Source organism: Caproiciproducens sp. LBM24188 (genome assembly GCF_054130445.1).
This window is the reverse complement of record NZ_CP196862.1, coordinates 420,803-433,481: the sequence shown is the minus strand read 5'-3', so window position 1 is coordinate 433,481 and position 12,679 is coordinate 420,803. Positions and strand designations below refer to the sequence as shown.

General features: G+C 49.9%; 12 protein-coding genes and 1 tRNA gene. 2 read left to right on the top strand and 11 right to left on the bottom strand.

Annotated elements, in window-relative coordinates; translation table 11 throughout:
• Positions 1–11 precede the first annotated feature (11 nt).
• From ACSVDI_RS01980 to ppdK, 11 genes are all read right to left on the bottom strand, one after another.
• A complete protein-coding gene (locus ACSVDI_RS01980; RefSeq protein ID WP_306569433.1) occupies positions 12–1,433 on the bottom strand; it encodes a DUF5688 family protein in 1,422 nt (473 codons plus the stop codon).
• A gap of 3 nt (positions 1,434–1,436) precedes the next feature.
• On the bottom strand, positions 1,437–2,036 hold the full coding sequence (locus ACSVDI_RS01975; RefSeq protein ID WP_306569434.1) for a hypothetical protein: 600 nt from the start codon (positions 2,034–2,036) through the stop codon (positions 1,437–1,439).
• 88 nt (positions 2,037–2,124) lie between these two features.
• Positions 2,125–3,054, bottom strand: coding sequence for a ParB/RepB/Spo0J family partition protein (locus ACSVDI_RS01970; RefSeq protein WP_306569435.1), 930 nt, complete (start codon positions 3,052–3,054; stop codon positions 2,125–2,127).
• On the bottom strand, positions 3,011–3,835 hold the full coding sequence (locus ACSVDI_RS01965; RefSeq protein ID WP_306569436.1) for a ParA family protein: 825 nt from the start codon (positions 3,833–3,835) through the stop codon (positions 3,011–3,013). Before ACSVDI_RS01965 ends, ACSVDI_RS01970 begins: the two co-directional genes overlap by 44 nt.
• Before the next feature lie 12 nt (positions 3,836–3,847).
• Positions 3,848–4,741, bottom strand: a complete 894-nt coding sequence (locus ACSVDI_RS01960) for a DUF6017 domain-containing protein (RefSeq protein ID WP_306569437.1) — start codon at positions 4,739–4,741, stop codon at positions 3,848–3,850.
• Positions 4,742–4,760: 19 nt separating this feature from the next.
• Positions 4,761–4,985: a hypothetical protein gene (locus tag ACSVDI_RS01955; protein ID WP_306569438.1), complete on the bottom strand. Its 225-nt coding sequence runs from the start codon at positions 4,983–4,985 to the stop codon at positions 4,761–4,763.
• The gene (locus ACSVDI_RS01950; protein ID WP_306569439.1) at positions 4,978–5,280 is read right to left on the bottom strand and encodes a hypothetical protein; all 303 of its coding nucleotides are present in this window, start codon (positions 5,278–5,280) and stop codon (positions 4,978–4,980) included. Before ACSVDI_RS01950 ends, ACSVDI_RS01955 begins: the two co-directional genes overlap by 8 nt.
• Before the next feature lie 139 nt (positions 5,281–5,419).
• On the bottom strand, positions 5,420–6,004 hold the full coding sequence (locus tag ACSVDI_RS01945; protein ID WP_306569440.1) for a flavodoxin family protein: 585 nt from the start codon (positions 6,002–6,004) through the stop codon (positions 5,420–5,422).
• Between the two features lie 366 nt (positions 6,005–6,370).
• A tRNA-Arg gene (locus tag ACSVDI_RS01940) sits at positions 6,371–6,447 on the bottom strand.
• A gap of 368 nt (positions 6,448–6,815) precedes the next feature.
• Entirely contained in the window at positions 6,816–7,292 is a 477-nt protein-coding gene (locus ACSVDI_RS01935) for a hypothetical protein (RefSeq protein ID WP_457944344.1), read from the bottom strand.
• Positions 7,293–7,594: 302 nt separating this feature from the next.
• Positions 7,595–10,231, bottom strand: a complete 2,637-nt coding sequence (gene ppdK, locus ACSVDI_RS01930) for a pyruvate, phosphate dikinase (RefSeq protein WP_457944342.1) — start codon at positions 10,229–10,231, stop codon at positions 7,595–7,597.
• Positions 10,232–10,610: 379 nt separating this feature from the next.
• Here ppdK and ACSVDI_RS01925 point away from each other — a divergent pair, with 379 nt between their 5' ends.
• Positions 10,611–11,648, top strand: coding sequence for a sugar phosphate nucleotidyltransferase (locus ACSVDI_RS01925; RefSeq protein WP_457944341.1), 1,038 nt, complete (start codon positions 10,611–10,613; stop codon positions 11,646–11,648).
• 61 nt (positions 11,649–11,709) lie between these two features.
• Positions 11,710–12,666: a ribose-phosphate diphosphokinase gene (locus ACSVDI_RS01920; RefSeq protein WP_457944339.1), complete on the top strand. Its 957-nt coding sequence runs from the start codon at positions 11,710–11,712 to the stop codon at positions 12,664–12,666.
• The last annotated feature ends 13 nt before the right edge of the window (positions 12,667–12,679 follow it).

Here is a 12,679-nt window from a genome sequence, read left to right as displayed (position 1 = left end):
TTTCAACATCATCAGTGGCCGTCATGCTCAGGCCTTTTTTGCTTCGGCTTACCGCCGATCTCTTCGGCGGCTTTTACCGCTTCGCGTGACTGGAGGGCCTCGTCGGGAATAGGGATTGCCATGATGCTGCGTCCCATTTTCACGAAGGCCTCCGGCTGGTGGAATAACTCCTCAAACTTGCCGATCTGCTCCGGAGTGAGGGAACCAAAGCTGTCCTCCGTAAGACCGGTTACCAGAAAGGAACCGGCAATCACATCATAGACCTCATTGTCCTCATCACGAAGAGCACGGTTGAGAGGAAGCCCGTTGATTTTGCCTTCCTCATTGACGATCAGGCCCACAGGATCCTCGAAGGGATACACCACCTCAATAAAACCGCCTACCAGCTGCTGAAGATCCTCAAGGCCGGTCTTGGCTTCAATGACCTTCGGGTGCTCGTTGGGTTCAACCAGAAGCATGGTAATCGTATCTGCCTCCATAAATCCGGCAGGCTCATCCGCAAGCATGGCTTCTACTCTGGCAGCCTCGCGGGCCTCAAAGGTACGGGCATTTTCAAAGATGTGTTCCTCACTGTCATAGTGGAATACGTTGTCAGAGAGACGGTCCGCAGGCGCGACCTCCGCCTCATTGATGGTTCGCACCATTTCCTCCAGATGACTGAGCTCCATGCTTCCGTCATCGGCAATGCACAGAACCTCATGGATCGAAGAAGGGAGAACGTAGAAATCGCCGCCCAGCGTTTCAGCCACCTGATCCAGAAAATCCGGATACTGAAGGATGCAGGCACCGTTCTGACCGCCCTCTACCGTAGCGACCCAGATGGGGGAAGGCTCCTCCGGAAGAAACATACCGGCAGCATCGCCCATCATGTCACGCAAGACCTCGTTCATGTTGCGAAGGGTTGCCGGATGGTTCTCCACGGCAGCTTCCAGGGCATCCGAATGAAGCTGATCTGCAGTAATGTCATAGGTTTGAAGCATGTTGTTGGTTACGAGAATGCTGGCAGAGCCCTGCTCATTACTCTCCATCTCGAAGCGGTAAACAAGAGCCATGTCCTCCACAGCTCTGTGAGGAATTTCGGAAAGCCTTTCCTCGTTTCCGGCAATGGGAATCATCTGAAGGGTCAGCTTTTCCTTCATCTGATCGTAATCCATCAGCGCCCGGGTATCGAACTGAGGCATGCTTCCGGCAATCTCAGCAATCTGCTTTGCAATGTTATGAAGGGCCGTTTCCATAGGCATACCATCCTCAACACGTTTGTAAACATAGTCCAGGTTCATCGTGGCAGCAACGTTACTGCCTGCAGGGCTGACCGCCAGACCGGTATAGGATTCGCCCTGCAGCTTCGAAACGGCCTGAATGCCGATATCCAGATCAGGAAAGCGCTCACGCATCTCATCGACAACCTGAATCTTAAACTGATCAAAATCCATGTGTTAGTCCTCCTTTTTCTCTTTCGGTAGCCAATAACCACAGATGGTCTTTCCGTCTTCACCGGTAATAGTCACGAAATGGTCATTCAAAAAGATCATTGCAGCAAGAAAGTCCATAGCGGTAAGCTCCTCACATTCGGTTTCATCGTCATTGACTCTGGCAATATAAACCGGAGCCGTAATGGTGATATCCTCTTCGCCTTCCCAGGTGTGCTCCATATAGTGAAGAAACAGATGGTCACCGATCTCAACACAATAAAACGTCTGCTCATCATCAAAGCCCGGAAACTTCGACAGGGCATCTTCTTCTGTCATCAGCTGTACCGGCTTGCCGGGAACCGCAAAAAGGACGGTCGCGTCCATACAGGCCATGCCATCCTCATCCCAGTCATCCATGTCTTCGAAATTCTTCGTTTCCCAGGGATTCTTCTTTCCCTGAAGCAGGCTGGCAATTCGGGAAAGGACAATGGCACTGTCACAGAACATTTCTGCCAGCTCGTCTACCGAATCTGCAAGCGCAATCGCTGCAGCCTCTTTTTCGGAAGGCTTTTTCCCGATACCAAGCAGGTTCTGCATCTGATTCATCATTTCTTTTTCAGTCATTGATTGATACTCCTTTTCGTGTTTTGGGTAAAAAGAAAGCACTATCAAAAGTTGTCCTTCTGACAGTGCTCAGGGTATGGGTATTCATTTAGCGTTCCTGGTCGCGGGTTTTCTTTTTCTGCCACTGATCCAGAAGCTTGATAATGGTGTCCTGCATCTGCTGTGTGGTGTAGGACCTGGGGAAATACTTCCTCAGCTGTTCATTTCGGAAGGTGACCCGCTCAAGATCGCCCTTTTTCACTTCATTCATGATCTCTCTGGCAGCATCCATGGTAAAATCGCCTTCCTGTGCCAGCTTCTTCAAACGCTGAGCCTGAGAAAGAGAAGGGGAGGCCTGCACTTCATCCATAGCCTGCATGAAAATCTCCTGTTCCTCCGGAGCAAGGTAGGAAAGCTCAACCGCCGGATTGAAGGAAATCTGCTTCTGATCGACCATTTCCAGAAGTTCGGGAATGAGGTTGGTGAGACGGATGTAGCGTTGTATCTGATTGCGGCTTTCGCCGAGTTCCTCAGCCATAATTTGGTCTGATCTTTTTTGTGTCCCAAGTTGGGACACATTTTCTTTTGATGGTCTGCCAGCTGTTCGTTTCATCGCCTCCAACTTCATCTTGTACGCATAAGCCCTCTCACTGGGCAGAATGTTTTCTCTCTGAAGATTGGAATCCACCATGAGCACCGTGGCGGCATCATCATCCATCTGCCTTACCAGAACCGGAACCTCCGTCAGCCCTGCCATCTCAGCAGCATGGGCACGGCGATGTCCGGAGATGATTTCATACCCACCGTCCTCCAACGGCCTGGCAATCAGAGGTGTCAGCACACCGTACTGTGCGATGCTCTCCGTTGTTCGAAGCATGGCTTCATCATCGACCACCTTAAAGGGATGATCCTTAAAGGGCACCAGCTCGCTGATGCTGATATTCTGCACTCGTTCCAGCTGACTCTCTGCACGGCTCTCGTCCGTTTCAAAGATATCATCGTAGCTGGTCAAGCTGATGTTTCCGCCTCTTTTCGGCATTCTGAAGCACCTCCTTTGTCAGACTCCGATAGGCCTCAGCGACCTTGCCGCCCGGATCGTGTTTGAAAATACTCACGCCTTCCGCACTGATTTCCGCTGCACGGACGGAGCGAGGGATGTCTGCGTCGTAGACCTTCAGCTTGCTGCCGTAGGTATCACGGATCAGCGTACTGACCTCCTTTGCAAAGTTGGTACGAAGGTCCACCATGGTCAGCAGAATTCCTTCGATTCGAAGCTTGGGATTGATCTGACGTTTGACCTTGTTCACCGTCTGAAGCAGCTGCTCCAGACCCTTTGCTGACAGATAGTTTGCCTGGACTGGAATGAGAACCTGATCCGATGCGGCAAGCGCATTGACGGTCAGCATGCCCAGAGAGGGCATACAGTCCAGTAGAATGTAGTCGTACTGAAATTTCAAAGCATCTAAAACCTGCCTTAAAACAGTTTCGCGGCTCATGGCATTGACCAGCGACACCTCCATACCCGACAACGTGATATTTGCAGGAACAAGATCCACGCCTTCTTCATGTGACAGGATACCCTCCTTAGGTGCGATGGGCTGATCCTGCAGGACCTTCGCCATCAGGTCGGTCAGCGTGACCGGAAGATCATCCGGCCTGGGATGTCCAAGGGCAATGGTAAGGGACGCCTGCGGATCCGTGTCCACGAGCAGCACTCTTTTTCCCTCATTGGCAAGGCCAATGCCCAGATTTTCGCAGGTGGTAGTTTTTCCGGTTCCGCCTTTCTGATTCACAACAGCCATGATTGTGGCTCTCGACATAATGATCACCTCCTAGATCAAGCCATTGGCCATGTCGTGCTGTACCCAGTTCTGATAGTAAGAACTGATGGTAGTTGGTGCGTTGTAGAGGACTGCCAGCATGTACTGCTTCATGTCCTTAACGCGAGTTGTGTTGTTTGCCAGTGCCATCAGCGCATATTTGATATGCTCTGCATCCAGCTTCATAAATCGACTTTTTACGACTTCGATCGGCATATCTTCCCGGTTGATACGAATGCTTTTTCTTGTGGAGCAGCATACATCAATCATGAGATCGACCATGGCATGAAGCGCATCCTGATCAAGTGTCCTATCCCGGAAAAGATAATCCAGCTCGAGAGATTCTCTGAAATAATCCTCATACTGAGCTCGGATCCGCATCGCTTCGTTTCCTTTCCCGACATTTCTGTCGGAATAGAAGGAATCGGTATCACTATACTCAGTATTAATAATATCAGTCTTATTTCCGTGTCCTTTTGACACTTCAAGAGATGTGATTTCGACACTTCCAGAAGTGTCATTTTGACATTTCAAGAAATGTCTTTCCACAGGGTTATCCACCGAGATGAAGTTCTTTACATAGATCAGGTTTGGTTTTCCCAGCCCCTGACGCTTCCTCTCAATGAGACCGACCTTTTCCTCCAGATCCGATAACAGCTGGATCGCTTTTTTGTTTCCGCAGTTCATGTCCGCCATGATTTCTTCAATCGTGCAGATGATATATACGCGGCCCTGTTCATCGATCCATCCGTTTTTCGCGGAAAGGGGAACGCGGTCCAGTAAGATGCCATACAGAGTCTTGGCCTCTGCCGACAAATATTTGAATCGGTCATTCGTAAAAAGCACCTTGGGAACCCGGTAGAAGGCAAACTGTTCTGCCTGGGCACCGTAGAAATAATCAAACACTCATAGTCACCACCTGCTTTCAGGAGAATTTATCGCGCTTCAGAGGCTTCTTGCGAAACACATCCTTATCCTTACCGTAGGGACATCTGGTGAACTGGCACCGGCGATACTTGAAATCCGGGCGATAGTAGAGGCAGTGAGCGCAGCTTCCGGGTTTATGCTCCGATGCGCTCCCGGGCTTTTCTCTCTTCGCAGCCCTCGCCAGCTTTTCATATCTGCGGAAGACCTCGTCCTTCTTACTCATTTGCCGCACCTTCTTTCTTTGCACGGTTAGCCCGGTTTGCTCTGAGCCATGCGTCCAGTTCCTTGTAGCAGACAGCGCTGACACAGGGATGGCCTTTGGCGTAACAGCAGCCCTCACATTTCTTTTCCTGCTCGGTTTTTACCGCCTCAGCCAGGTAGTAGCAGTTCTGCGCCCCAAGCACACAACCGACCTTGCGGTTTTTCCAGAAGAAGCACTTACGGCAGGTATCCGGCTTGTCATCGTAGTATCTGATCCCGTCGATCAGAATGGTTTTGCGTCTCGCTTTTTTTCTCATCACGATATCCTCCATAGTTTTGATCCGCCGCCGGGGAAGTCCGGAGACGACAAAAGCCCCGCAGTGATTTTCATCACCACGGGGCTATGTAAGATATCGATATTTTGTTGTTCGTGAGAACGGAAAATCGGAATTTATACTATTCTTTGTAGACGGCTTTTCCAAATTCATAAGCTTCTGCCAAATGATTTGTCTTTGCTATTTGCGGCTTACCATTTGTATCTCCGCATCCTCCGGCTAAGACCATTCCCTTGTCATTAAAGCCTATATAATTTATGATTGCGAACTTATAATATGATACTACCTGTTCATATGTCCAAAAAAAGTTATCCGCTGAAGTCATCAATAATGCAGCATCTTTTATCGGATATTTTTCATAACGTCCCATTGGCGGATTCTCGTCCACTTCCGCAATGCAATAAAACCGTTCTATAAATGCCTTCAGTTTAGACGATATTGTCCAAAAAAGTAGCGGTGAAGCAAATACGATTAAGTCTGCTGCTTTAATTTTAGGAACGAGGTCGTTAAAATCATCCTTTTGAATACAAGGTTTTCCGTATCTGCAGGCATTACACCCAATACACCCATTAACAGTGAGTTTGTTCAAAGAAATGATTTCAACAATGTGACCGGCTTCCTCAGCTCCTTTTGCAAAAGCATCGACCAATTGTTTTGTATTCCCGTTTGCTCTTCCACCACCAAGTACAACTAATATGTTTTTCATTGTTACCCCCATAAATTTTGAATTAATGCTTTCTCTAATTTGGGCGGTTGATTTTAGAAATCTAATATTTCGCCACTTGATTTTCTAACGCCTTTAGAAATCTGCCCTCCAGTCACTTCTTCCGTCATAACAGTTCCGGGTATCGTATTTCAGATTTCTGCAGCGATAGGGGTGATTTATCACAGATTTACACCCAGATACACCGGTGAACACAGAAACATGCGCCATTTTTAGCGGAATCACCGTTTCAGGGTGTTTTTCCTCATTAGATAAAAGCCCTGTTTTTTTAGCATTTCATCAATGAAGCCTCTTTTTTATTAGAAGAAACGCGGAAGATTTCATGAAAAATCTTCCGCGATAGTGCGCTGGCGTCCCTGACTGGATTCGAACCAGCGGCCTTCCGCTTAGGAGGCGGACGCTCTATCCTACTGAGCTACAGAGACATCTATGAAATTTCCTTGATTTTACGTGGTTTTTCACGTTTCGTCCAAGGTGACGATCTATATTTCAGAGAGAAAATCCATTAGAAAAACGGTCATTTTGCTAATGGATTTTTGCCCCTTGAAAGCAATTTGCTTAAAAATGTTCCTCTTCCCCGGCGTTAGAAAAACGCCGAAATCGCGACTCCATTCGAACCGGACTTCAGATTTCAAAAAATCATTTGGCCCGTGATTAACATATTCTTAGGAGGCAGTCGCTCTATCCTACTGAGCTACGGAGACGTATTCCATTTGGGTCAGGCAACTCCCCTATTATAAAATACTGCCCGGGCTTTGTCAATCAAGAAAGCTCACGGGTCGAAACTTTCCTCTTAGGAATCCCGTTTCCCCTCATTCGTCTCGTTAGACCCACGCCGCTGGCCTGGCTCGGAAAGAAGGAATGCATAAATCAGTAGCAGCACAGATGCCAACTGCACCAAAACAATCAAATACGGCAGCATGGTCAGCGCTGTATAATCCACCAGTTTGCGCGACACCGCACTGAAAAAGCAGGCGGAAGACGCGGTCTGCAGCGCGCTCAAAAGCGTGGCAGCTCCGAAGTTATAGCGCTCGTGCAGCAGAAAAACGGTTCCAACTACGGCCACGGGAAGCGCACAGGCCAAAATCATGTAAAACAGCGCGTCCGTGCCAAACCCCAGCCCGCCGTAACGGGCAATCATCCCGAACACGCTCAGGCTGTTATCTTCGCGCCCGGAACCATTCAGCGTTCTTCCCGCCGGTAAGAACAGTGCTGCAATCAGCAGTACCTCCACGCCAACAATGACCCATTTAATCTGTTTTTTGCTCAAATTGGTTCACCCCAACCCGGTTTTCTTTGAAGAAGCATTGTGTCACACCGCATGATAGAATATACCCAACCGAAACGGAATGTCCCGGAATTTATTTTATGTCCGTACCGTTTTCTTTTCCTCGTTCCATCCGGAACGAATACCGTCCATCTGGAATGACTCTATTGTACTACTTTCTGCGTAAACTTTTCAAGCCGGTTGCCGGAAAAGTCCGGTAATAAAACAAGAGCCCGGAATTTGCATGGAAAACCATACAAACTTCCGGGCTCCAGATTCACTTTCTGTTTAAACGGAAAGGAAAATTATTTTGCTCTTTTTTCCTTTACAGCAGCCTGTGCAGCAGCCAAACGTGCGATCGGCACGCGGAACGGCGAGCAGGATACATAATCAAGGCCAGCGAAATGGCAGAACTCAACGGAAGTCGGGTCGCCGCCGTGTTCGCCACAGATGCCGAGGTGGATGTCGGGTCTGGTCTTGCGGCCAAGCTCAACCGCCATCTTTACGAGCTTGCCAACGCCGTTCTGGTCAAGGTGAGCAAACGGATCGGACTCGTAAATCTTGTTGTCATAGTAGTAGCCGAGGAACTTGCCAGCATCGTCACGGCTGAAGCCAAAGGTCATCTGGGTCAGGTCGTTGGTGCCGAAGCTAAAGAATTCCGCATGCTTTGCAATTTCATCAGCGGTCAGGGCAGCACGCGGGATTTCGATCATGGTGCCTACCTGATACTTCAGATCCACGCCGGTTTCCTTGATGATGGCATCCGCAGTGGAAGTAACAATATCCTTAACAAACTTGAGTTCTTTTTCTTCGCCAACCAGCGGAATCATGATGCGCGGTTCGGTCTTGAACTCAGGATGCTTCTTGTTGACGGCGATAGCCGCGTTGATGACGGCAGTGGTCTGCATCTTTGCAATTTCCGGATAGGAAACAGCCAGACGGCAGCCGCGGTGACCCATCATCGGGTTGAATTCGTGCAGGCTGGAGATAACATCTTTCAGCTCTTCCACGGTAATGTTGAGCTCGCCTGCAATTTCCTTGATGTCCTCTTCCTTGGTCGGGAGGAACTCATGGAGCGGCGGATCGAGGTAGCGGATAATAACCGGACGGCCTTCCATTACTTCGTACAGACCTTCGAAGTCACCCTGCTGGTAAGGCATAATCTTTGCCAGTGCCTTTTCGCGCTCTTCGGTGGTCTTTGCAACGATCATCTCGCGCATTGCCTTAATACGGTTTGCTTCGAAGAACATGTGCTCGGTACGGCACAGACCAATGCCCTGTGCACCGAACTCACGGCCCTGCTTTGCGTCGCGCGGGGTATCTGCGTTGGTGTAAACTTCCAGTCTGCGGACAGAGTCGGCCCAAGCCATGAAGGTGCCGAAGTCGCCGGAAATGCTTGCGTCAACGGTCGGAATCGCTTCCGCATAAATCTTGCCGGTGATGCCGTCGATGGAAATATAGTCGCCCTCTTTAATGGTCTTGCCACCAAGGGTGAACTGCTTCTTCTCGTAGTTTACGGTGATTTCACCGCAGCCGGATACACAGCAGGTGCCCATGCCGCGCGCAACAACTGCTGCGTGGGAGGTCATGCCGCCGCGAACGGTGAGGATACCTTCTGCGACTGCCATACCTTCAATGTCTTCCGGAGAGGTTTCCAAACGGACGAGGACAACCTTCTCGCCTCTTGCGTGCCATTCTTTTGCGTCTTCCGCAGAGAATACCACACGGCCGCAGGCAGCGCCCGGGGAAGCGGCAAGGCCCTTGCCGATTTCTTGTGCTTTCTTCAGAGCAGCTGCGTCAAACTGCGGGTGCAGCAGAGCATCCAACTGCTTCGGTTCCACGCGGAGAACCGCTTCTTCCTTGTCGATCATACCCTCGGCAACCAGGTCAACCGCAATTTTTAAAGCAGCGGCTGCGGTTCTCTTGCCGTTTCTGGTCTGCAGCATGTAGAGCTTGCCGTCTTCAATGGTGAACTCCATGTCCTGCATGTCTTTATAATGATTTTCGAGGCGGTTCGCAATCTGTGCGAACTGCTCATAAACTTCAGGCATGTCCTGCTTCAGCTGGCTAATCGGGGACGGTGTACGAACACCGGCAACCACGTCTTCACCCTGAGCATTGATGAGGTATTCGCCGAATAGCGCCTTCTCGCCGGTCGCCGGGTTACGGGTAAACGCAACGCCTGTACCGGATTTGCTGCCGGAGTTACCGAACACCATGCACTGTACGTTAACAGCAGTGCCCCAGTCGTAAGGAATTTCGTTCATGCGGCGGTAAACGTTTGCACGGGGGTTATCCCAGGAACGGAAAACAGCCTTAACGGCTTCCATCAGCTGAACCTTCGGGTCAGACGGGAAGTCTTCGCCTTTTTCTTCTTTATAGAAAGCCTTAAATCTCTTTACCAAATCCTTCATGTCTTCGGTGTCGAGCTCGGTGTCCAGCTTTACGCCTTTTTCCGCTTTCTTGGCGTCGATGATCTCTTCGAATCTCTTCTTGGAGAGTTCCATAACAACGTCAGAGAACATCTGGATAAAGCGGCGGTAAGAGTCATATGCAAAACGCGGGTTGTTGGTCTTTTTCGCAAGGCCCTCGACAACCGTGTCGTTCAAACCAAGGTTCAAAATTGTGTCCATCATGCCCGGCATGGAAGCACGTGCGCCGGAACGTACGGAAACAAGCAGAGGATTGTTAACATCGGCAAATTTCTTACCGCAGATTTCTTCCATCTTGGCAAGATATTCGTAGATTTGCGCCTGAATTTCATCGTTAATCTGGCGGCCGTCCTTGTAATACTGTGTGCAGGCTTCTGTGGTGATGGTGAAGCCCTGTGGTACCGGCATGCCCGCTCTCGTCATTTCAGCAAGGTTTGCGCCTTTGCCGCCGAGCAGCTCTCTCATGTCCTTGTTACCTTCAGAGAAAAGGTAAACATATTTGTGGCCCATTCGGAAATACCTCCTAAAAATATTTAGTTTTTTACGCGAGCATCGTATTTCTTATAATGCATCAAATCGCTCAGAGAATATTATAGCAAATAAAAATGGCAAATGCTATATTTTTTTGAATAAAAGCGACTGACATTTTCAAAGAAATCCGAATAAAACAGAGTATCTTGAACAAAACACTTTTAAAAATACAATTTTAGCTTGAAAAATCGAATTCTTATGAGATAATAGATATAGTAACCAATTTCCCGCGTTTTTATTTTGGCTATAAAAATGCAGGTTAAAAATTTTAGAAAAGCTTTTCAAACTGTTATCTTATATGACAGTTTTCCGTACTTTGAATCGAACAATATAGAAATTCTTTCACGGAGGAAATACAATGCCAGATCAAAACTGTGCAGTAATTCTTGCCGCCGGCGAAGGAAAGCGGATGAAGTCCAACCGACCAAAGGTGCTGTCACCGGTTCTGTTCAAACCGATGCTCCAGTGGGTGATCGATTCGGCGCAGAGCGCCGGAGTGGAGTCCATTTGCGTGGTTGCCGGTTACATGCACGAAAAGGTGGAAGAGTACCTTGCAGGGCTTAATGCGTCCTGCCCGGACCGTCCGAACGTGCTTCACGTGCTCCAGAAAGAGCGCAAGGGAACCGGTCATGCCGTCATGATGGCTGCAGACTTTCTCTCTTCCCACCGCGGCGGGAATGTCCTCATTTTAAACGGCGACGCTCCGTTCGTTACGCCGGCCGTAATTCGCGAAGCGCTGGATGACCACGTGCAAAGCGGAAATTCCGTCACCGTGATTTCTGCTGCGCTGGATGACCCCACCGGGTATGGCCGCATTGTGCGCGACCCAGAAACCCATTTTATCCGCGCCATTGTGGAACAGAAAGACGCCGACCCCGAAACGCTTTCTATCCGGGAAATTAATTCGGGCGCGTTCTGGTTTAAAACCGACGATCTGCTCGAAATTTTGTCCCGTATCAATAATCATAACGCGCAGGGTGAGTATTACCTCACCGATGCCGTCCGGTTGCTGATTGAAGCCGGTAAAAAAGCAAACGCACATATTACAGGAGACGCCCGTACCGTTCTGGGTGCGAACGACTGCCTGCAATTAAACGCGCTCAATTCCATTGCGCGCGAGCAGATTCTTTGCGCCCATATGGCGGAAGGAGTCGAAATTCCATGCCGCGACGGCATTATCATCGGCCCGGATGTCACCATCGGCAGCGGCACCTGCATTTTGCCCGGCACCATTCTGCAGGGCAAAACCACCGTTGGCGGCGGCTGTATCCTTGGCCCGAACACTTATGTCCGCGACAGCCAAATCGGCGACTGCGTCACGTTGAACTCGGTTCACTGTGACGGCAGCACTATCGAGCCAGGCCAATCCATTGCGCCGTTTACCGTTTTAAAGTGAGGAACGGTACGCGCAATTTCGATTATATTATTCCGAAAACAGAATACAGGGGGATATGCAAATGAATTTCCACGGCAAAGACATTAAGATTTTTGCTGCCAATTCCAATCAGCGCGTAGCAAAACAGATTGCGGAGTGTTTGGGGTTGCCTATGGGCAAAAGCGAGGTTGGCACCTTCAGTGATGGTGAAATCTCAGTTTCACTCTTCGAATCCGTTCGCGGCTCAGACTGCTTTATTGTTCAGTCCACCTGCGCGCCGGTCAACAACAATTTGATGGAACTTCTGATTATGATCGATGCCATGAAGCGCGCTTCCGCGGCTCGCATCACCGCTGTTATGCCGTACTTCGGCTACGCTCGGCAGGACCGCAAGGCCAAGGCCCGTGACCCGATCAGTGCAAAGCTGGTTGCCGACCTGATCACCACCGCCGGAGCGGACCGTGTGCTAACGATGGACCTTCATGCTCCGCAGATTCAGGGTTTCTTCAACATTCCCGTGGATCATTTGCTCGGTGCACCGCTTCTTTCCTCCTATCTGAAAGAAAAAGTCGGCGGCCAAACGGACGATTACGTGGTTGTGTCCCCCGACCTCGGCTCTGTTACCCGTGCACGCAACTTTGCCGCACGCATCGGCTGCCCGCTTGCCATTGTGGACAAGCGTCGCCAGAAAGCCAACGTGTGTGAAGTGATGAACATCATCGGCGACGTAAAGAATAAGAAAGTTATTCTGGTCGACGATATGATCGACACCGCCGGCACCCTGTGCAACGCCGCGGCGGCCATTATGGAAAAGGGCGCTCAGGAAGTCAACGCCTGCGTAACGCACGCGGTTCTTTCCGGCCCGGCCATCGACCGTATTAAAGCAAGCCCCCTCAAGGAAGTGGTGCTGCTCGACACCGTTCCGCTGCCGGAAGAAAAGGCTCTTCCGAACATCACTGTGCTGCCGGTCGCTCCGGTGTTTGCAGAAGCGATTGAGCGCATTTACGAAGACAAACCGGTTTCCCCCATGTTTGTCTGATTCACAGTTTAAT